A 21,014-nucleotide genomic window follows, 5' to 3' on the forward strand; every position below is an offset into this window, starting at 1 on the left:
GTAGTACATTTACTCACGCGGCGCCTGTGCTGTTAGCCGGAGCAGGGGGTAACAGGAGCAGAGAGCTATCAGGAGTCGGGATTGCTGTCCTGCTTGCGGGAAATGAAATGATCATCCCCGAAGACTTCCCCTGACTTGAGGTACTCCTGGATAACAGGGGAACAGTTCAGGTAGAACAGCAGGAGCTCGCGCTGTATGTCCTGATCCTGGATCCGGGAGGCATAGCGGATGAGCTGTCTGATCACTTCGTCTGGCGTGTTGCCAAACTCCGCATCGTATCGTTCACTGACAAGCTCCAGCAGGCGCTGGAGGTGAAACTCACCTGTATGGGTCATGTGAGCGGCCAGGGTCACGCCGCGGTCCGGGTCTCCGGAATCTTCTCCAGAGGCGGGGTGACCTGTAGCCTTGCGCCAGAGTTCTTTTAACATGTGCCCTTTCCAGTCGATGGAGCGCCGAACTGCACCGTCTCCGATGATTTAACGTATGCTACGCTGGAAGTCCATAAAAAGATTGGTTGCGGCAGGTACAATGTCTCAAATGAGGACTTTGCATGTCCACAGCGTTTTGGGCGGGCTCTGTTTTCAGGTTCTGCTGTTCAGTAATCCAGCCGAAAGGAATTCCCGGTGATCGAAACTCTTCTTGCTGAGCTTTCGCCACAAATGGCGGCAGTTCTTGCTTTTGCCGTGCTTGTTCCGGCGCTTCTGGTATTCGCAGTCATGCAAAGGCGCTGCCGCGCCCGGGAAACCAGCCTGACGGAACTGGATGCGGATCTTGTCCGGCTCCGGCAGGAACTCCTGCAGCGGGAGCACCTGCAGGCTCTTCAGGACCAGAAGACCAGCCAGTTGAGCGAGCGTCTGGAACAGCTCCACCTGGAGAATGCCGGGCTTGGAGAAAAGGTGGAGCACTGGCGCCAGCAGGCGGCGACGGGCGAGCACCGCATGGCCTCCCTGGCGTCCCGCAACGAAGCCAGTCAGGAGCGCATCCGCCAGCTGGAAAAGGAGCGGATGGAGCATGAGAGAAAATCCGACAGCCTGGGCCATGAGCTCCATCAGGCCAGGGTCGCACTGCGTGGCTATGAAGTCACCCTGGAAGAAGAGAGGCGCGCCACAGATGAAAAGTTGTCCCTCCTGGAGCGCAACCGGGATGCCCTGAAGCAGGAGTTTGAGAACCTGGCCAACAGGATTTTCGAGCAGAAGAGCGAACGTTTCACCCAGCAGACAAAGACCAGCCTGGACACTCTTCTGAACCCATTCCGGGACCAGTTGCAGGACTTCCGCAAGCGGGTTGAGGACGTCTATACCTCCGAGACCCGGGACCGCCAGGCCCTGCGCAGTGAAATCAAATCCCTGCAGGCTCTGAACCAGCAGATCACGGAAGAGGCCGCCAACCTTACCCGTGCCCTCAAGGGCGACAAAAAGATACAGGGCAATTGGGGCGAGGTCATCCTCGAGCGGGTGCTTGAACGCTCCGGTCTGCGCAAGGGTATCGAGTATGAGACCCAGAGCAGTTACCGGGATGCCGCGGGCCAGTTGATGAGGCCGGATGTAGTGGTGCACCTGCCGGACAACCGCAACCTGGTGGTGGACTCCAAGGTCTCCCTCGTTGCCTATCAGCAGTGGGTGACGGAGGAAGATGAAAATGCCAGAGCGGGATACCTCAGAGCCCATGTCGAGGCAGTCCGCAGCCACATCCGCGCGCTGAGCGAAAAAGACTACAGCCAGCTTGGCGGATTGCATTCCCCGGATTTCGTGTTTCTGTTCATGCCCATAGAGCCCGCCTTCGTGGCTGCCTTCCAGCAGGACGAGCAGCTGTTCAGCGAGGCGTTTGAGCGCAAGATCATTGTGGTCACCCCCACCACCCTGCTGGCCACCCTGAGGACCATAGAGAACATCTGGCGATACGAGCGGCAGAGCCAGAACGCCCGCCTGATTGCCGAAAAGGCAGGGGCTGTCTACGATAAACTGAGAGTATTCGTGGAGGCCATGGAGCGCATGGGGGTTCAGCTCCAGACCGTCCAGGGCACCTATGACAATGCCATGAACACCCTGACCCGGGGCCGGGGAAACCTGATCTCCCAGGCCAACCGTTTTGTGGAACTGGGGGTTCGTGTTAAAAAAGAGCTGCCCAGGGCCGTGACGGAACAGGCAGAAATTGACGTTGAAGACGAGCATCCCGGGGCCTCAGAGGGCGATGCCAGTGGCGGTCCTGCGGCGGAAGCAGCCAGTGGGGGAAGCCGCAGACAAGGCAGAAGTGCTGCCGGAACAGGGGAATGAACAGCTCCCTGCACCGCCTGAGGGCGGATAACTGAAAAGTGAGACGGTCATTATGATAGCGAGACGCAGTTGGATCCGCCGCAGTTTCTGTCAGGGGCTTGTCACCATGACCCTCCTGTGTTCAGCACCGGCCATGGCACTTGCGCCGGAACATGAGGTCCGCCGGCTCATGCTGGCAACGGAAAGCGCGGTTGAGAACCAGCGCTGGGACGAGGCCTCCGGATTTCTGAACCGTCTGCAGGGCCTGGATGCAGAGAAGCCGGATGCCTATCTGTATTACCGGGGCCGAGTTATGGCTCAGGCCGGTCTCTACGCTGAGGCCAGGTCAGCCCTGGAAAATTATATCGGGAGCGCCGGCAGTGACGGACAGTACTACACCGATGCCCTGAAGCTGATTACCGATATTGAGCAGAAACAGAAGGCGGATGAAGACAAGACAGCCGCCGGGGATGGGAACGGCCAGCCCATTGCGATGATCGAGCCGGCAGGCGGCGACAGTGTGGACAGGCTCAGGCAGCTGTACCTTGCAGATTCTGACGCGCAGGCGCTGGAAATTCACCTCAATACCCTGCTGGAACTGACTGGCTGGCGGGAAGACGAGCGTGTGGTCAGAGTGGGGCAGCCACCTGATATTCTTTATCGTGTGTCCGCCGACGCGGGGCGCATCAGCATTCAGGAAACCAGGCGGGCTGGCGCCACCGGCGATGCCCAGCGCAGGCTTTCGGTCCAGACCCTGTCGGTCTATGGCATAGACCCGGATGTGAAATGGGATTGCCGGGGCACGGGCGAGCCTCTGTGCCGGGTCTATGATCCCCGGGACGGCTCACGGCTTTTCCAGCTGGCGTACGACCGGGACCGTGTTGCCCAGGTGGCCAGAACCCTTGGGCAGCTGATCCGGACCCTGCAAAACCCCGATTAAACCGTCTCCCCCCGGTCGCCCTCCCGATAGGCACCGGGGGTGACCCCTGTCCACTTCTTGAAGGCCCTGTGAAAGGTGGAAGGCTCAGTGAAGCCCACCCGATGGGCGATGTCATTGATGGGCAGTTCCGGCCGGCCCAGGTAATAGATCGCCAGATCCCGGCGCAGCAGGTCCTTGATCTCCTGAAACGAGGTGTTTTCCTGCTTGAGCCTCCGGCGCAGAGTCTGGGGGCTGGTGTAGAGTTCTGCGGCAATCCACTCGAAATCCGGCAGGGCCCGGGAGAAATCCCTGCCGATCAGTGCCCGTATCTTTCCCGTCCAGGTATTGCTCTCGTCAGGTCGCGACAGGAGATCCGCCGGGGAAGTCTTGAGGAACTGGTGCATCTCCGACAGGTCCCGGATAACCGGTGCACTGAGAAAGCGACGGTCAAACCGCAGCTCTGTTTCGGGGGCGTCGAAGCTCAGGGGGCAATGGAAGATGTGCCGGTATTCGTCGGCATGGGGAGGGGTGGGATAAGCGAAGGCGGCACTGTTCAGTTCCACCGGCTGGCCAATCAGCCAGCTCCCCAGGCGATACCAGATCACCAGCAGGCTTTCCTGCAGAAAATGCATGGGGTCATGGGTTTCGCCACCAATCACGGCCACCAGCCGCGCTTCGTCTCCTTCTTCCTCCAGACGCATGGCCAGCGCCGGGTCAAACAGCATGGAAAACTGATGCGCCCGCTCATAGACAGCTTCCAGGTTGGGGCAGCCGATAACCAGCGCACACATGGTGGCAAAGGTGCCCGGCTTGCCCTGCCTGGGGCCCAGGCCCATGAACTCATCTTCCATGACTGTCCAGATCACCTGCATGAGCCGGCTGTACTGGGCACTGCTCACCCTTGCCATGTCAATCCTGAGGAGCTCAGGCGAAATACCCGCCTCCCTGAGCATGGCCTGGGTATCAAAACCCCTGCGTTCAGCCCCGCTCAGCGCAGCCTGTACAAAATGTCGGGAAACCGTGAGGTCCGCCATTGCGCCTTTCCTGAATCGGGAATCGAGCACCATCATAAAACCCTGCGGCCACAATGCAACTGCTGCAGGGGGAGCCGGGGCCGGCAGATTGGCAGAAAAGGTCAATGGGAATGATGCAACTGGCGGTTGGCCCGGGGATAAAAACCCGGCAGCATCAGAACACTCAGAGAATCCGATTTACGCCCACCGGGGAGACACCATGCCAGGGCCACTTAGCCAACTTAAAGTCCTTGATTTCACCACCCTTTTGCCTGGGCCTTACGCCACCATGATGTTGGCCGACATGGGCGCCGATGTCCTGCGGGTGGAGGCACCGGACCGCATGGATCTGACACGGGTCATGCCGCCCCACGACGGGGGTGTCAGTACGGCCCACGCCTACCTCAACCGGGGCAAGCGTTCCCTTGGGCTGGATCTCAAGAAAGCGGAGAGCCTGGAGGTGATCCGCCGTCTGGTGGCGGAATACGATGTGGTGATCGAGCAGTTCCGCCCCGGGGTGATGGACCGCCTGGGAATAGGCTATGAAGCGCTCAGAGAGATCAATCCGGAACTGATTTACTGCGCCATCACCGGCTATGGCCAGACCGGGCCCTATCGTAGCCGGGCTGGCCACGACATCAATTACCTGGCCCTTGCGGGCGTGAGCAGCCACAGCGGACGCCGGGGAGACGGACCGCCACCGCTGGGCATCCAGGTGGCGGATGTGGCTGGCGGTTCACACCATGCGGTCATGGGGATACTGGCTGCGGTGGTGCACCGGCAACACACCGGCGAGGGCCAGTTTGTGGATGTCAGCATGACCGATGCCGCTTTCGCCCTGAATGGCATGGCAGGCGCCGCCTGCCTCGCTGGCGGCGAAGAGCCTGCGCCGGAAAGCTCCCTGCTCAACGGCGGTACCTTCTATGATTACTACCGGACAGCGGATGGCCGCTGGCTTTCCGTGGGCAGTCTCGAACCCCAGTTCTGCCAGCGTCTGTGCGATCTTCTCGGCATTCCCGGGCTCAAGAGCTATGGCCTGAGCCAGAACCCGGAACATCAGAAGGAGCTGAAGCAGGGCATCAGCGAAGCGGTTGCAAAACGCACCCTGGCCGAATGGGAAGACGCCTTCGCCGGCCAGGATGCCTGTGTCGAGCCGGTGCTGACCATTTCGGAGGCGGCGGAGCATCCGCAGCTGCAGGCGAGGGACATGGTGATCGAAGTGGCACGGCAGGATGGCTCGCCGCAAAAGCAGATTGGTCATCCCATCAAGTTCAGCCGGACGCCCTGTCAGTCGTCTTATACTGGCAAAAGCCTGGGCGCCGACAACCAGGATATTCTCGGCAGCTGATCAGCCAGCAACCTCTTCCCCGGCGACAGCCAGTTCCCCGTGGCTGTCGTGGGTTACCACCTGGTTGCGGCCCTTGTGCTTGGCCTCATACAGAGCCTGGTCCGCCCGGGCCAGGGTTTGATCCGGATCCTCTCCACGCTGGAACTCGGCCACGCCAATGGAAACGGTGACCCTGAGGCTGCCGGAGATATCATCAAAGGAAATCCCCTCGATACACTCGCGGACCCGCTCCGCCTTGATCAGAGCCCCCTCGATGGGAGTCTGGGGCAGTATGATCAGAAACTCCTCGCCGCCATAGCGGCCAAAGCAGTCAATCACCCGCAGTCCTTTGGCAACACACTGTGCCACCGACCGGAGAATCGCATCGCCGGCCTGGTGGCCGTGGGTGTCGTTCACGTCCTTGAAGTGATCAATATCCAGCAGACACAGAGAGAAGGAGCCAGGGCAGCGGCCGTACCGATTGGACTCTTCGGCAATTACCTCAAAAAGGCGCCGGCGGTTGTAGATGCCGGTCAGGGCATCCATGTTGACCAGGTCCTGGATTTTTGCCATAGCCTCTCCAAGATCCTTATTACGCTCCCTCAGCTTGCTCCGCAGCTCACTGATAAAGCCGCCAATGATGGCAATCTGGGACATCACCAGGGCAAAGGCCAGGGTCTGAATCAGATCCAGAGCGCCGGTGAGTGCTTCGGGCCGGAATGCCAACAGACTCAGGTAAAGCAGGCCGTAAAGGCCAAAGAAGGTGAGGCTCACCATCAGGAACTGACGTCTGCTGAGGCCCAGCATGCCGTACAGGGGCGGCACCATCGCAATCATCAGGAAGGACGCTCGCGCCTGGCCTGAATCCAGAAAAAACATCACCCACAGGGCCGGCAGCAGAGACAGAACCATCTGGGGGATGGTCATGCTGGGGTCGCGGAACCGGAGATTGAGGTTGGTCTGAATCAGGCAGAGGAAAGTGCCGTTAAGAAGTGCTGAAAAAACGGCGTACTGAACCACCACCTGTCCGGGAATCAGGTCCTGATACCAGCAAAAGGCCACCAGTGAGAAGGTGGCAATATAGGAGGTAAAGGACATGGCCAGCCGGCGTTTGCGGAGGGTCTGTTCTCTGAATGTTGCTGGCCTTAACGCTTCCTGCTGGTTCAGGGGGAAAGCCTGTTCCGCTTGCGCAGTGTCCATGGTGGTGCCTGTTGTTTTTTTTGATCGGGTTCTGACCTGGAGTCTGGCTGATAAAACCTGTATTTCCTGTATGAAAAGACAACAGGTTTTGTAGTTTATGCCTTTCTTTAAAAAAAGGTGAGCGAATTGCGTAAAAAATGAATCTGTTCTCAGTTTTTTGCTGAGTGGGGTTTCTTTTCTGCTAATTTGATAGGTAGGTCACCGCTTTGCGCGTGGCGTTACAACGACAATAAAAGGAAGGTCCGATCATGAATCTCTTACCTGATTCCACTCAACGCGGCAGGAGGCTGAGGCTCTGCGCTGTTGGCCTGTCTCTGATGGGAAGCCTGTTGGTAGCTGGCTGTACCGATGGTAACAGCAGTTCTTCGTCAGTGAGCAACACACCGGTCAACGAAGACCTGTTCCCGGCAGATGGCCGTTTACAGGCAACTATCCGCCGGACCACCAATGGTGTTCCTCACATCACGGGAGACAACCTCAAGTCTGCCGCATTTGGCCATGGTTACGCTCAGGCGCAGGACAATGTGTGCCTGCTTGCCGAAGCATTTGTCAAAGCGCGAAGCGAGCGGGCGAAATATTTTGGCCCCGGGCCGGAGAGCATTCACGTCATTAACGACTTCAGTTTCAAGGCCCAGGAGATCAGAAGCAGGGCAGCCGAGGAGTTTCCGGGCCTTTCCGCCGAGAGCCGGGCACTGATGGAGGGCTTCACGGAGGGTTACAACAAATATGTGTCAGAAACCGACGCTGCTGACTACCCGGCAGAATGCCGCAATCAGCCCTGGGTATTTGAAATCTCGCCGATTGACCTTTTCGCCCATTATCGCATTCTGGGCCAGGTTGCCAGTGGCGCATTGTTTGCCACTGGCGCTGCCTTTGCGGCAGTGCCTCCAGGAGCCTCGGCCGACCCTGTCCCCGTAATGACCGCCTCGGCTGCTGACAGCAAGCTCAATCTGAAGCGGATTGTGAGCGACGCCCAGCGGCTGGCGTCAGAGAGAGAGGACTACACGGATACCGGCCTGGCAAGCAACGCCTGGGGCGTCGGTGCAGATTTGACGGAGCAGGGCCGTGGAGCCCTGCTTGCCAATCCTCACTTTCCCTACACCGGCCATCGTCGTCTCTACCAGATGCAGATGACAGTGCCGGGGTATCTGAATGTCAGCGGCTCCGGCCTGCTGGGGACCGCCATTCCGCTGATCAACTTCAACGAGAATCTGGCGTGGTCTCACACGGTGTCAACCGGCCGGAGATTCACCTGGTATGAACTGGAACTGGCGCCTGACGATGATCTTTCCTACATCAAGGATGGCATTAAAAAGCCCATCACTGAAAAAACATTTCAGATTGAGGTCAACGTAGGAGCTCCGCAGCCGATGCTGCTGGAAAGGAAATTCTACTTTTCGGAATACGGCCCGATGCTCGCAGCCGATCTTGTTAACGACGCCTTCCCTGCTTGGGGTGACAGCGGTCTGGTTAACAGGAAGCCGGCGGCCTACACCTATCGCGACGCAAACGCGACCACTGAACGCCTTCTCGATTCCTGGTTGCAGATGAGCCGGGCCTCTACTCTGGAAGAATTCCAGGATGTGTTCCGGAATTGCGGGACCACCTTCTGGACCAATTCCACCTATGCTGACGATCAGGGCAACGCCTATTACATAGACAGCAGCTCCGTACCAAATCTCTCAGAGGGATCAATTTCGTCGCTTGAATTCAAACGTGGTGTGTTCCCGGCGTTTGACAAGCTGTTCAGGGCAGGCATTACCCTGCTGGATGGAAGCACGTCCACGGATGACTGGGTCGAGGGCGAATGCGGCGGGCTGGTACCCTTTGATAAAAAGCCACAATTGGTGCGCACCGACTGGGTTCAGAACTCGAACGATAGTCACTGGTCTGCCAACCCGGCGGAACCGCTGATCGGGTTTTCGCCCCTGTTCGGGCCGGAGAGGGAGTCTCTGAACCCTAGAACCCGCCTGGGGATCACCATGCTGCAGAATCCTCTGGATTCGGGGCCGGTGTCCCCTGGCGCCACTGCTCCCGCGGGTCAGGATGGGAAATTCAGCGCGGATAACCTCATCAATGTGATCTATAACAATCGGAGCTGGTATGCGGAGCAGTTCCTGACGGAACTGCGCGAGCGCTGTGCCCTGATCGGAACCACGCCGGTAAATCTGGCCGAGGGTGGAAGCCGGACTGTCGACGAGGGCTGTGCGGTATTGCAGGGCTGGGATGGTGTCTACAACACAGATAGCGTCGGCGCCCATGTGTTCCGGGTTTTCATTGGAGACTACCAGAATAAGCTGGATACTGAGCTGACCATAGAGTTTAATCCTTCAAATCCGGTCGCCACGCCCTCGACTCCCTCCAGCGATAACCGGGGCACGGCGGATGACGCCATGCTTCAGTCGCTGGCTGCCGGCCTTGACGCGCTGGACCTTGGTGGCATTGAGTACAATGTTGCCCTCGGAACTGTCCAGTACTACCAGCCATCGGGTCTCGTTCCGCCGGGCGGCACCCCCAGGACCAAGCCTGAGTGGCGGCTTCCCTGGCACGGTGGCAATGGGAGTGTTGATGGAGTGTTCAATGCCATAGGTGTGGTCACCTCGCCGGTGAAGGAAGACACGCGTCTGCCCCGGATCGCACCGGACACCATTGACGATACTGCGGGTCTCTCTGACGAGCCGGGAGAGGGATGGCTGATGGCTCGCGGAACCAGCTTTCACTTCGGCCTCGAATTCACTGACCGGGGCCCGGTGGCGTTTGGACTGACCAGCTATTCCCAGTCCTCTGATGCGGACTCACCGTATTTCCTTGATCAGAGCCTGCGGTACTCCGAGAAGGACTACCGGCAGTTCTGGTTTAGCGAAGAGGACATAGAGGCAAATCTGGTGAAGCAGGGCGAGATGACTATCTCGAACTAAACGTAACGTCGAAGTCTGCAGTCCCGGCCCCACCTCTGGTGGGGCCTTCTGTTTCTCAACCTACCGCACTTGCCCTCTTTCCTTGCCGGCGTTGCGCTGCTTTGTTCATGTTTTGTGAGCCGGTCCTGCTGGAACCTTATGGTGACCTCCCGCAGGTTAACGTCGGTGCACTAATGCCCCGTCTGGTTAATTTGCTGATCTACTTCTTGCCGCTGGCGATTCTGGCCAAGGCGTCAGCCCGCAGGTGTGGTGGTTCCACATCAGGAGTGGCAATACAGGACCAGAGTCACCAGTGGCAAGCCCTTCGGGAGCCCTGAAAGCCTTGAGAATGGTGTTGCGAAGTCTCGACTTGGAGCCCCAAACCTTCGTCACAGCGCCCTGCTCTCAAGGCTTTCAGGGGCTCTGTAGGTCAGCGAATTACAGGATACGGAGCGGAAGGGACCAGGAAGCGAAGTCAGGCACTGGTGATTCCTTCAATGACAGAATTGCAGGGGCAGGTATGTGGATGCTGGTCTGTGCCCTTTAGGACTCCAATTCGGTCTTTGCTGGGGCAGCGCTGGAGATGCAGTGATAAAAAAGCCCCGTCAGGGACGGGGCTTTTAAATTGCTGCCGGTGGTGCTTAACCCACCGGTGTATCGTGCGCGTTATAGCGCCGGTTACGGAGTCGGAAGCAGGAAGATAGTTTCCAGAATCATGTTGCTGAAGGTGTCTTTTGCATCATCGGCAGTTACAACGACTTGTTCGGTCTGCGCGATGGTGCGGTCTTTCAGTACATCGCCAGGCTCAGCAATCTCTGCCAACGGCAGCACTGGGGTTGTGTGCACACCTTCTACGTAACGTGTCAGAAAGGGCGTGTTGCCTCCCTGGAATTGCCCGTCGACCACAGGGAACTGGCCTTCGGTTGCGCCCATGATCGCTGCCAGCGCTTCAGAGCCTGTAAGCGGAGCTGCAGGCGAATCAATCTGCACGCCATTGGGCAGCGTGATCTCCAGAGGTGGCTCGCCAAACCGGCTATCTGCCGCATTCGGAGTGGTGCGGTCACCATTGATCTGACTAAGTAGAGTATTCGACTCCTTCAGTTCATCGGCAAAGTTAATCGGATCAACCGAATCCAGCGCTGCCTGATTCACGTTCAGGAAGGTCTCCAGATCCGCATCGCCCTGGGTCAGGCCAGCTGCTGCCTGCAGTCCACCTAGAATAGTGGGTGCGAAGCTTGGCGAGTTCTCCAGAAGGCGAGTGATGCCTGCTACCGGTGTCAGCAGGTGATTGCCTGCCACTCGCAAATCTGAGTTTCCGCTAGCTTTGCTCGCCCCTACGAACGCACCCCCGTTGATGGTGCCCAGAGAGTGGCCGATGAAGGTCACGCCCTTCGAGGCATCAATGCCTGGCAGCTTCTTGGACGTGCTGATCGTTGCGGTCAGGTTCATCAGGTCGTACGCGCCCTGACGCAGGATGTCACGGTTGTTCAGGAAGTTGGACAGGTTAATGAACAGTGAGCCGGACGAACCAAAGCCTGTCTCAAAGTTCATCGGAACCGGGTTGTTGCCCGGGCCGGCGGTAAAGCCGAAATGGCGTTCGTTGATTTCACCCGGCTGGAAGCCAGTTGCTGTATTCGCTGGTGCCAGACCGGGGATGGTGCTGCCAGCTCTGGCTACGGTGCCCACGATGACGAAGGCATTTGCCTGAGGGATTCCAGCTCCAACTAGAGTTTCTATCTCTCCCTCTACTGTTGCTTCTCGAAGTGCTTCAGTGTTGAACGTACCCTCAGGCAGATCAACGAGATCCTCAACGCCAGCTAGCAGAGTGCCTGCCAGCTCAAGTCTCTCTTCTGTTGTAGCTGGTGCAACGCCGTGCAGAGGCTGATCGATAGCGAAAACGGCAACGTTAAGACCAGCACCTGCGGCGCTGGCAACTAACTGACTTCCGAAGGTCAGCGCCGCACTGCGGTCCGTAGTTATGCCGTGCTGATAAATAACAGGGATGAGATCCTGGCCAGAAACCCTCGGGTCCGCTCCCCCTTGGGTAATGATCAGCATGGGAACTTCGACGGTTTCCTGAACAGTAGGGAAGGGGAAATTATAGTTCAGTACCCGGCTCACTTCCGGATCCGCCTGAGGAATAGTCACCCCCAGTTCTCCGCCAAGAAACTCAGCCAGACCGGAGTTCGGCCGCCAGCTTACCGTGCGAATGGAAGACGAGGGGCCAGTCTGGGTGGCATCGGGAGCGGCTATGAAATAGGGCAGTTCGATGGAGCCCTGATGAACATCAACCGCAACCCCGTTGAAATTAAGCTGTGAAAGAACCGCGGAAACCGCAAGGGCGTTGTCGGTTCTGAGTATGTCGAACTCTTGTGCCGAAGGCTTCGGGAAGGTGCCTTCCGGGAAGCTGCTCGCAACTACCGTGCCGACACAGCCAAACTTATCCTCAAATGTGACGACGCCAGCTCCCAGATTGGTTTGAAAACCTGTCGTTGCGGGATCGGCATCGTTATCGCAGGCAGCAGGAAATTCATCCAGGGCAGCGCTCGGCGTAAATGAGCCCTTGGCTCCTTCCACGGCAGCAAAAACCTGCCCAAATTCGCTAGCGCCACCCTTTACAGCAGCACCAGCCGCTGCAGTGGTAACCGAGCGCCTGAGTTGATCCGCAAACCAGTTGGCCGGGTTGGCAATATGGCTGAGAACTTTCTTGTCTTCGCTGGTTGTGATCGCGAGAGACAGGGCAATGTTGTCCTTGGTCAGGTCGGGCAGACCAACGTCCGCTCGTGCCTGGTTGTTAAGCCCGAAGTACTGGGAGCCAATGGTTTCCCACAGACGTGTGATAAGAGTACGGACGGGAGCAAGAGAAGGGCTGGCAAGGCGCGTGTCCGGGTCGCGCAGGTTCTGGTAGGCCGGGGAACCGACAATCCGGTCGCCACTGGCATCGCGGACTTCATTGGTTACCACAACGACATAACGGCTCAGTGGATTAAGAGGCTTGTTTGGCCGGATACGGAGGGCCGAATCGCCTTCAAGCTGGATTATGTCGTGGTCGAATTCGGGGTTGGCCACAAGGTTGTTGAGATAGCCGAAGGCCTTCGCCTGGTTGCGCCCTTGCAGATCGACGGCGATACCCAGACGCGGGATGGTGTCCAGAGGATCTTTACCAGCCGCAACCTGTGCAGTAATCGCGATCGGAATGGTCGGCGGCTCCTGGAGCGACAAACCGCGAACCGGCTCTCCGCTGGCATAGGCCAGCTCGATCAGGAAAACGTTCTGCCTCGGATTCGGAATTACGCTAGTTGGGTCGTTCGGATCAGTGAGAATGAATGCCCGAGAATCAACAGAGTCGGGATCAATATCGTCGCTGAAACGGACTACGATCGGCGCAACGGTGGACGCGCCGCTCAGGTTGTTAAGAGCTCCAATAACAGGATTCGTCTGGTCACCGGCAACAGCGAAAGAGCCGTCTTTGGCTGTCTGGTCGAAGTTGAGATCGTTCGGAATCGGGATATCGCCGGTCACCGGGTTGAACACTGGCCAGGTTTTTCCGGTAAAGGCCGGGTTATCGATCTTCGGTTCCGGATTGGCGTTCGCCCCCGAATCTGCATCATCAAAACAGCCGGTCAGCCCGAGTGAGGACGCCACGGCAAGGCTTATTAGAGTTTTCTTGAACATGGGTGGAACCCTTTCCTGTTGTTGTGTCGTTATCGCCGGCTTCTGACGGGGCCGGACCCAGCCGGTAAGCCCGTTGTCAGAGGCCGGTTAATGTCTGATTTCTGGCCAGCGCTTTTAGCCACTTTTCTGTCAGTCTGACTATAGCGAAAGATAAAGGAACCTGTTTATCGCTCTAAAGTGTGATTCTCACACTGGAGCCCTGGCAGGTTGGCCGTTCGGGGTCCCTGAACCGCGGGGCCCAGAGGTTTACTCAAAAATAGATGGCTCCAGGACATTTGTCGAGGTTCGCCGCTTCAAGCTGTGGTTTATTTTACATTTCCGGAAGATGCGCACCCTGCTTTCACCGGAAGCCGGAGAAGTCCGGTTTGCGCTTTTCGGCAAAGGCCCGGAAGGCTTCGGCGGCTTCCGGCGATTTCAGCCGTTCCACAAAGAGTTCGCCTTCCTCCAGCATGGTGGCCTCAAGAGCTTTGAAGCTGGAGCGGTTAAGCAGGTCACGGGTGGCCCGGATGGCGGCCGGTGGCTGGGCCGAGACCCGCTGGCAGGCCTCCAGCGCTGTGGATTCCGTGTCAGCGGGCTCACAGACCCGGTTGATCAGGCCCAGGCGGTGTGCGTCATCGGCACTGAAAGCCCCGCCCAGCATCAGAAGCTCCGCCGCCCTGACCCGGCCCAGCCACTGGGGCAGCAGGAGGCTCGATCCGCCCTCGGGGCACAGCCCCAGGTTGGCAAAAGGCATCTGGAACCGGCTGTTATTGCCGGCGTACACCAGGTCGCAGTGCAACAGCATGGTGGTGCCTATGCCAACAGCAGGGCCGTTCACCGCGGCCACCACGGGCTTGAGTGAGGTGGCAAGACCGAACAGGAACCGGCCTACCGGGGTGCTGCGAAAATCACCCGGTAGTCCTTCGGCAAACTCCCCCAGGTCATTGCCGGCGGTGAAGCAGTCATCGCTGCCGGTAAACAGCACGCAGCGGATGTTGTTGTCGGCTTCGGCGGTTTTGAGGGCATCGGCCAAGGCGCTGTACATCTCCCAGGTGAGGGCGTTTTTGCGGCTCAGCCGGTTGATGCGGACAACCAGTGTTTGGTCTGTCGTTTTGGTAAGAACGAGATCGCTCAATGTGGGCTCCCTGATAACGTTTGGACCGCCAGTCTGACGCGGCCTGTAAAAATGAAACAGGGCCATTCTGGCGTTTGATAAAGCCTGATTGCCAGCCCGGCGCAAAGCGGAAGAGGCAGCTGCCTGCGGCAATACCATGGGCTGATGCATCCAGTTGCCGAATTTCTGGTAAACTCGCGGGGTTTTTTCTGACCACCCATAAATCTGATGAGACGCCTATGACCACCGTAATCCGCCAGGAAGACCTGATTGAGAGCGTAGCGGATGCGCTCCAGTTTATCTCCTATTACCACCCGAAGGACTTTATTCAGGCCGTGTACGAAGCTTACCTGAGGGAAGAGTCCCAGGCGGCGAAGGATGCGATGGCGCAGATTCTGATCAACTCCCGGATGTGCGCCCAGGGCAAGCGGCCCATCTGCCAGGACACCGGCATTGTCACCGTGTTTGTGACCATCGGCATGGATGTGCAGTGGGAAGCGGACATGGCGCTGGACGACATCATCAACGAAGGCGTTCGCAGGGCCTACATGCATCCGGACAATGTTCTGCGGGCATCGGTACTGGCAGACCCGGATGGCAGGCGCGCCAATACCAAAGACAACACCCCGGCCGTTATTCACTACAAGGTGGTGCCGGGCAATACGGTTGATGTCCATGTGGCTGCCAAGGGTGGTGGGTCAGAAGCCAAATCGAAATTTGCCATGCTGAATCCCTCGGACTCGGTGGTGGAGTGGGTTCTGAAAATGGTTCCCCAGATGGGTGCCGGCTGGTGCCCGCCGGGCATGCTGGGCATTGGCATTGGCGGCACCGCCGAGAAGGCGATGGAGCTGGCGAAGGAATCGCTGCTGGAGCCGATCGACATTCATGACCTCCAGGCCCGCGGCGCATCAAATCGCGCCGAAGAGCTGCGACTGGAGCTGTTCGAAAAGGTCAATGATCTGGGCATTGGCGCCCAGGGCCTGGGCGGCCTGACGACCGTGCTGGATGTGAAGGTAAAGGACTATCCCACCCACGCCGCCAACAAGCCGGTGGCGATCATTCCCAACTGCGCCGCTACCCGCCATGCGCACTTCGTGCTGGATGGCTCGGGCCCGTCGCTGCAGACCCCGCCAAGCCTGGAAGACTGGCCAGAGATCACCTGGGAGGTGGGCGACAGCGTGCGCCGGGTGAATCTGGACACGGTTACCCCGGAAGACGTGAAAGACTGGAAGCCCGGCGAAACCGTACTGCTCTCCGGCAAGATGCTGACCGGCCGCGACGCCGCCCACAAGAAGATGGTGGACATGATCGAGCGGGGAGAAGAATTGCCAGTGAGCATGAAAGGGCGCTTCATCTATTACGTTGGCCCTGTGGACCCTGTGCGGGAAGAAGTGGTTGGTCCCGCCGGCCCGACGACGGCCACCCGCATGGACAAGTTCACCCGCACCATGCTTGAGAAAACCGGCCTCACCGGCATGATCGGCAAGGCGGAACGTGGCCAGGTGGCCATCGACGCCATCCGTGAATTCGGCGCTGTCTACCTCATGGCCGTGGGCGGCTCCGCCTACCTGGTGTCCAAAGCCATCAAGAAGGCCGAAGTGGTTGCTTTTGAAGAGCTGGGCATGGAAGCCATCTACGAATTCGAGGTGGAAGACATGCCGGTGACCGTGGCGGTGGATTCAAAAGGCTCGTCCGTACACCAGACAGGGCCTGCCGAGTGGCAGGAGAAGATCATTGCCGCCAAGGCGGTTTGATTGCAGAGCTGAAGTGGGGGTCAGATAAGGGGGTCAGATCAGGCGTGATCTGACCCCGTCTTGCCACCGAATCAGGGGTCAGATCAAGCCTGATCTGACCCCGCCGTCCCGGCCTTTTCCTTAACTTGAGCAGCTGATGTTCAGGTGCTTCCCCCAGTCCGGAGGCGGGGCCGCGTAGGCTTCGTTTTCCGGCTGTTCGTCGAAGGGTTTTTTCAGTACTTCAATCAGCTGTCGAAACGGCTCGTAGTTGCCGGTCTGGGCGTCCTGGATGACCTGCTGGGCCAGATAATTACGCAGGATGTATTTTGGGTTCACGGCGCACATGGCGGCTTCCCGCTCGGTGTCCGGTCGGCTTTCGCGCTCCAGTCTTTTCTGGTAACCCTCCAGCCACTCGTCAGCAACCTTGCGGTCCACGAACAGATCCCGCACAGGCCCCGCCCCTTTGCTCGGGAGCCTTGAGAGGCCTCGGAAGAACAGGGTGTAATCTATGTGGTGTTCGTGGAGCATGCTGAAGGTGGCCATGATCAGATCCATGTCCGCTTCTTCCTTCAGGGCCAGCCCCAGCTTGTTCCTCATGGTCTGAAGGAAACGGTCGTTGTAGGCCTTTTCGTAATATCTCAGGGCGTCCAGCACGTCATCTTCTTCCATGAGCTGCACCATGGCCCGGCCCAGGTACTGACAGTTGGTGAAGCCGATCTGGGGCTGCCGGTTGTAGGCGTAGCGGCCTTCCTGGTCAGTATGGTTGCAGATGTAGCCCGCATCAAAATCGTCAAGAAACGCATAAGGGCCGTAATCGAAGGTGTCGCCCAGGATGGACATGTTGTCGCTGTTCATCACACCGTGACAGAAGCCCACCGCCTGCCAGTCCGCCACCATCCTTGCCGTGCGTTCAACCACTTCGCTGAGCCAGCGATGGTATCGAGCCTGCTCGGGGAGTTCTTCCAGGTGGCTGAAATGCAGGTTGATGGTGTGGTCAGTCAGGGTCTTGAGGGTTTCCCTGTTGCGGGCGTGAGCGGCAAATTCAAAGTGGCCAAAGCGGATGTGGGTCAGGGCGACCCGCATTAAAGTGGCGGCGGTTTCGATGGATTCACGGCGGACAGGGTCGGCGGCGCTGACCAGAAACAGTGCCCGGCTGGTGGGGATGCCGAGAAAGTGCATCGCCTCGCTGCACAGGTACTCCCGTATGGTGGACCGCAGCACGGCCCGGCCGTCACCAAACCGGGAATAGGGTGTCTGGCCGGCACCCTTGAGGTGCCAGTCCCAGCGGCGGCCGTCCGGGCCTACGGTTTCCCATAGCAACAGGCCGCGGCCATCCCCCAGCTCCGGGTTGTACATGCCGAACTGGTGGCCGGTGTACTTCATGGCCACCGGGTCCATGCCTTTTAGCAGTTCCTGCCCCGCTCCCAGCGCGGCCCACTGCTCCGGCTCATCCACGGCGAAGCCCATCTCCTGGGCAAGCCCGGTGTTGTAGCACACCATTTTCGGCCTGTGGAGCGGCGTTGGTCTGACCCGGCTGTAAAAGACCTCGGGCAGATCGAGATACCGGTGTTCTACGCGAAAGTCAGTCAGAGTCATTCTCCCTGGGTGGTTGGCGCTCCATAGTTATACGTTTCTGGCAAGTACTGGCTTCCTGTTACGTAACGCTTTCCTGTTTCCGTCATTGTGTCAGACTGTGAGACAGGATCTCAATATGGCCCCTGTTCCGGCTCTCCGCTTTCTGGCTGGAAACCGCTGTTGGCCAAACCTGGTATGGAAACTGCAAAATTCCGGATCAGAGTCAGGAAAGCACCTCAGCCACACTAACGTGGATCGGGAGACGGAGCGTGCAAATATCATCCGAGGAATCACATTCGGGCATTGATCAACTCATGGAGCGTGAACGGCTGCCGGACGCCTACAGGGCGGTCGTCGATGAGCATATCAAACCTCTGGCCAGAACCCTTGCTGGCTGGCAGCATCGACTGGGCCGACCGCTGATTGCCGGCCTGCATGGAGCCCAGGGCACAGGCAAGTCGACGCTCTCGCTGTTTCTGCAAACCCTGCTGAATGAAAATCATGATCTGCCCTGCGCGGTTCTGTCACTGGACGACATCTATCTTACCCGGGCGGAGCGGGAAGGGCTGGCTCAGAATGTCCACCCGCTTCTGCTGACCCGCGGCGTGCCCGGCACCCACGACCTGCTGCTGGGCCAGCAGACCATTGATCACCTGCTCACGGCGGACAGGGACTCACTCACCCCTCTGCCCACATTCGACAAGGCCTCGGATGACCGACTGCCCAGGTCCAGCTGGCCTCTGTTCCGGGGCGGGGCCAAAGTCGTTCTGATTGAGGGATGGTGTGTCGGTGCCGGCCCCGACCGTGATTCGGAGCGTCTGGCCAGCCCGGTCAATTCACTCGAGGCCCGGGAGGATCCGGAGGGTATCTGGCGCCAGTTTGTCAATGACCAGCTATGGGGCGCCTACGCCTGGTTTTTTGATCAGATTGACCGATTGATAATGCTGAAAGCTCCCTCCATGGACTGTGTTGTACGCTGGCGCACACTTCAGGAGCACAGGCTCGCTGAGCGCGCCACCACCGCACCATCGGAGGGCAGCGCAAGCCAGCGCATAATGAGTGACAGGGAGCTGTTGCGTTTCATCATGCATTACGAGCGGATCACCCGGCGTTGTCTGGCTGACCTTCCGGCCAGGGCTGATGTGGTGCTGGAGGTGGATAAGGACCATCGTTTTGCCCGCCAGTATCAGAACCACCAGGATGAAGGAGACTGGCTATTATGAGCCGACCGCGACTTATTATCTTCACGGACCTTGATGGCACTCTGCTGGACCATGATACCTACGACTGGTCTCCGGCAAAGCCGGCACTGGAAGAACTGGAAAAGCATCGCATTCCGCTGATCCTGAATTCCAGCAAGACCACCGCTGAACTCCAGAGACTTCGCCGGGAGATCGGTAACCATCACCCTTACATTGCGGAAAATGGCGCGGTGCTGGTCATTCCGGCCGGTTATTTTGGCTCTGCCGATGCCGATGCCGATGCCGGGGACAGCGACAGCGACGAGATCATCCGGTTTGGCTCGCCCCGGCAGGACCTGCTCGAGGTGCTGGGCCGGCTCCGTGAAGACGGCTACTCATTCCTGGGCTTCAATGACATGTCGGTAGAGCAGCTGGCTGCGGAAACCGGGCTGGACCCGGCTTCCGCAGCCCTGGCGAAGAAGCGCCTGGCAACAGAGCCGGTGCTGTGGCAAGGCAACCAGATGGAGATAGATGGGTTCCGCCGGGCGCTGGAGCAGGAGGATCTGAAGCTTGTGAAGGGGGGGCGTTTCTTCCACGTCATGGGAGCCTTCGACAAGGCGCGGCCGATCGGAGCACTGATGAAGCGCTATCAGTCGTTCTACGCAGGGGAAGAGCTGGTATCAGTTGCGCTTGGTGACGGCCCCAATGACCGCCCCATGCTGGAAGAGGCGGATATAGCCGTGGTTATCCGGGCCGCCAGGCCGGAACCGCTGGTGCTGTCGGAGGATCACAGCGTGATGTATTCGGACCGGAAGGGGCCGGAAGGCTGGAAACAGTGCGTCATGACCATTCTGGCGGGAAAGGGATATTGATCATCATCAGGGCGAGAGGCAGCGTATGGGCGACTTTTATCAGAACGGAATCATAACGACTCTTCACAACCTTTCCCGGCGCCCGGTGGAGGAGCTGGAGGCTGAGCTCCTGGGCTTTTCCGGGGCCAGACCCATGGCACTGGTGCTACCGTCGCTCTACTCGGAGCTGCAGGGGCCAGCCCTGCAACATATTGTGGAAGAGCTCGCGAAGGTGCCTTATCTGGAGCAGATTGTCATAGGCTTGGACCGGGCCTCTGAAGCCGAATATCGCCATGCCCTTGAGTACTTTTCCGGGCTGCCCCAGGATGTGACCGTGCTCTGGAATGACGGTCCCAGGATGCAGGCCATCGACGAGCGCCTTCGGGAAGAAGGTCTGGCACCCACGGAGAAGGGCAAAGGGCGCAATGTGTGGTTCTGTTTCGGCTATGTGCTGGCGTCGGACCGGGCCGAAGCGGTTGCGCTGCACGACTGCGACATTCTGACCTATTCCCGGAGTCTGCTTGCCCGGCTGATCTACCCGGTGGCAAATCCTGCGTTTCATTATGAGTTCTGCAAGGGCTATTACGCCCGGGTTGCGGACGGCAAAATCAATGGCAGGGTCAACCGTCTTCTCGTAACCCCTTTGATCAGGGCCCTCAAAAGGGTCTGTGGCCCCAGTGACTTCCTCGATTACCTCGACAGCTTCCGCTATGCCCTTGCTGGTGAGTTCTCCTTCCGTACGGATGTGATACGGGACCTCCGAATTCCCGCTGACTGGGGGCTTGAGGTGGGGGTGCTTTCGGAAATGAAGCGCAACTATGCCACCACTCGCCTGTGTCAGGTGGACATAGCGGATAACTACGACCACAAACATCAGGACCTGTCACCGGAGGATGCAAGCAAGGGCCTCTCAAGAATGAGCACGGATATCAGCAAGGCGGTTTTCCGTAAACTTGCTACCAACGGCGAGATTTTTTCCACAGAGACCTTCCGGACCATAAAAGCGGTGTACTACCGGATTGCGCTGGATTTCATAGAGACTTACGAGAATGAGGCCGCCATCAACGGCCTGAGCTTTGACCGGCACTCCGAAGAGCAGGCAGTGGAGCTTTTTGCCCAGAATATCATGAGGGCAGGCGCGCACTTTCTGGACAAGCCCATGGATACCCCCTTCATTGCGAGCTGGAGCCGGGTTACCAGCGCCATCCCGGATATCATGAGCCAGATGGTCGAGGCTGTTGAAGCGGATAACCGGGAGTTCAGCAGTCCCTCGAAGAGCCAGTCAGGCAGTTAGTTAA

At 58.7% G+C, this 21,014-nt stretch carries 14 protein-coding genes; 8 read left to right on the plus strand and 6 right to left on the minus strand.

Features of this window, described 5'->3' with window-relative positions:
• Positions 1–68: 68 nt before the first annotated feature.
• Positions 69–428 (minus strand): hypothetical protein, encoded by a 360-nt coding sequence (locus LG327_RS10250; protein ID WP_404361714.1) that lies wholly within the window; start codon positions 426–428, stop codon positions 69–71.
• A 510-nt stretch (positions 429–938) separates the two neighbouring features.
• Here LG327_RS10250 and LG327_RS10255 point away from each other — a divergent pair.
• Together LG327_RS10255 and LG327_RS10260 are read left to right on the plus strand one after the other, a co-directional pair.
• Positions 939–2,273: a DNA recombination protein RmuC gene (locus tag LG327_RS10255; RefSeq protein WP_404369349.1), complete on the plus strand. Its 1,335-nt coding sequence runs from the start codon at positions 939–941 to the stop codon at positions 2,271–2,273.
• A gap of 106 nt (positions 2,274–2,379) precedes the next feature.
• Positions 2,380–3,192, plus strand: a complete 813-nt coding sequence (locus LG327_RS10260; protein ID WP_404361715.1) for a tetratricopeptide repeat protein — start codon at positions 2,380–2,382, stop codon at positions 3,190–3,192.
• Here the strand turns inward: LG327_RS10260 and LG327_RS10265 are convergent.
• On the minus strand, positions 3,189–4,205 hold the full coding sequence (locus tag LG327_RS10265; protein ID WP_404361716.1) for an AraC family transcriptional regulator: 1,017 nt from the start codon (positions 4,203–4,205) through the stop codon (positions 3,189–3,191). The two genes, LG327_RS10260 and LG327_RS10265, sit on opposite strands and share 4 nt — an antisense overlap.
• Positions 4,206–4,404: 199 nt before the next feature.
• Between LG327_RS10265 and LG327_RS10270 the strand changes: the two genes are divergently transcribed.
• Positions 4,405–5,532, plus strand: a complete 1,128-nt coding sequence (locus tag LG327_RS10270) for a CaiB/BaiF CoA transferase family protein (protein WP_404361717.1) — start codon at positions 4,405–4,407, stop codon at positions 5,530–5,532.
• Here the strand turns inward: LG327_RS10270 and LG327_RS10275 are convergent, their stop codons facing one another.
• Positions 5,533–6,711: a GGDEF domain-containing protein gene (locus tag LG327_RS10275; protein WP_404361718.1), complete on the minus strand. Its 1,179-nt coding sequence runs from the start codon at positions 6,709–6,711 to the stop codon at positions 5,533–5,535. It abuts the gene before it with no gap.
• Positions 6,712–7,082: 371 nt separating this feature from the next.
• On the opposite strand from LG327_RS10275, the gene LG327_RS10280 reads away from it, so the two are divergent.
• Entirely contained in the window at positions 7,083–9,629 is a 2,547-nt protein-coding gene (locus LG327_RS10280; RefSeq protein ID WP_404361719.1) for a penicillin acylase family protein, read from the plus strand.
• A gap of 657 nt (positions 9,630–10,286) precedes the next feature.
• On the opposite strand, the gene LG327_RS10285 is transcribed toward LG327_RS10280, so the two are convergent.
• Positions 10,287–13,283 (minus strand): hypothetical protein, encoded by a 2,997-nt coding sequence (locus LG327_RS10285; protein WP_404361720.1) that lies wholly within the window; start codon positions 13,281–13,283, stop codon positions 10,287–10,289.
• A 340-nt stretch (positions 13,284–13,623) separates the two neighbouring features.
• Positions 13,624–14,397 carry an enoyl-CoA hydratase gene (locus LG327_RS10290; RefSeq protein WP_404361721.1) on the minus strand — a complete coding sequence of 258 codons (774 nt, stop codon included), beginning with the start codon at positions 14,395–14,397 and terminating at the stop codon, positions 13,624–13,626.
• A 218-nt stretch (positions 14,398–14,615) separates the two neighbouring features.
• Between LG327_RS10290 and LG327_RS10295 the strand changes: the two genes are divergently transcribed.
• The gene (locus LG327_RS10295) at positions 14,616–16,130 is read left to right on the plus strand and encodes a fumarate hydratase (RefSeq protein ID WP_404361722.1); all 1,515 of its coding nucleotides are present in this window, start codon (positions 14,616–14,618) and stop codon (positions 16,128–16,130) included.
• A 120-nt stretch (positions 16,131–16,250) separates the two neighbouring features.
• On the opposite strand, the gene LG327_RS10300 is transcribed toward LG327_RS10295, so the two are convergent.
• Complete coding sequence (locus LG327_RS10300; RefSeq protein WP_404361723.1) at positions 16,251–17,705, minus strand: YdiU family protein; 1,455 nt, start codon at positions 17,703–17,705, stop codon at positions 16,251–16,253.
• 248 nt (positions 17,706–17,953) lie between these two features.
• Between LG327_RS10300 and LG327_RS10305 the strand changes: the two genes are divergently transcribed.
• The 3 genes from LG327_RS10305 to LG327_RS10315 are packed head-to-tail and all read left to right on the plus strand — an operon-like array spanning position 17,954 to position 21,010.
• Entirely contained in the window at positions 17,954–18,907 is a 954-nt protein-coding gene (locus tag LG327_RS10305; RefSeq protein WP_404361724.1) for a hypothetical protein, read from the plus strand.
• Complete coding sequence (locus LG327_RS10310) at positions 18,904–19,737, plus strand: HAD-IIB family hydrolase (RefSeq protein WP_404361725.1); 834 nt, start codon at positions 18,904–18,906, stop codon at positions 19,735–19,737. The genes LG327_RS10305 and LG327_RS10310 overlap by 4 nt, the downstream gene beginning before the upstream one ends.
• A gap of 25 nt (positions 19,738–19,762) precedes the next feature.
• Complete coding sequence (locus LG327_RS10315; protein WP_404361726.1) at positions 19,763–21,010, plus strand: glycosyl transferase; 1,248 nt, start codon at positions 19,763–19,765, stop codon at positions 21,008–21,010.
• Positions 21,011–21,014 lie beyond the last annotated feature (4 nt).

Source organism: Marinobacter sp. (genome assembly GCF_044799475.1).
In the GTDB taxonomy this organism is placed as follows: Bacteria; Pseudomonadota; Gammaproteobacteria; order Pseudomonadales; family Oleiphilaceae; genus Marinobacter.

Bases quoted from the DNA above. Each gene is read 5' to 3' on its own strand.
- LG327_RS10265 (WP_404361716.1), bottom strand. From the start codon at position 4,205: ATGGCGGACCTCACGGTTTCCCGACATTTTGTACAGGCTGCGCTGAGC.
- LG327_RS10270 (WP_404361717.1), top strand. From the start codon at position 4,405: ATGCCAGGGCCACTTAGCCAACTTAAAGTCCTTGATTTCACCACCCTT.
- LG327_RS10295 (WP_404361722.1), top strand. From the start codon at position 14,616: ATGACCACCGTAATCCGCCAGGAAGACCTGATTGAGAGCGTAGCGGAT.
- LG327_RS10315 (WP_404361726.1), top strand. From the start codon at position 19,763: ATGGGCGACTTTTATCAGAACGGAATCATAACGACTCTTCACAACCTT.
- LG327_RS10310 (WP_404361725.1), top strand. From the start codon at position 18,904: ATGAGCCGACCGCGACTTATTATCTTCACGGACCTTGATGGCACTCTG.
- LG327_RS10255 (WP_404369349.1), top strand. From the start codon at position 939: ATGGCCTCCCTGGCGTCCCGCAACGAAGCCAGTCAGGAGCGCATCCGC.
- LG327_RS10260 (WP_404361715.1), top strand. From the start codon at position 2,380: ATGACCCTCCTGTGTTCAGCACCGGCCATGGCACTTGCGCCGGAACAT.
- LG327_RS10300 (WP_404361723.1), bottom strand. From the start codon at position 17,705: ATGACTCTGACTGACTTTCGCGTAGAACACCGGTATCTCGATCTGCCC.
- LG327_RS10275 (WP_404361718.1), bottom strand. From the start codon at position 6,711: ATGGACACTGCGCAAGCGGAACAGGCTTTCCCCCTGAACCAGCAGGAA.
- LG327_RS10250 (WP_404361714.1), bottom strand. From the start codon at position 428: ATGTTAAAAGAACTCTGGCGCAAGGCTACAGGTCACCCCGCCTCTGGA.
- LG327_RS10285 (WP_404361720.1), bottom strand. From the start codon at position 13,283: ATGTTCAAGAAAACTCTAATAAGCCTTGCCGTGGCGTCCTCACTCGGG.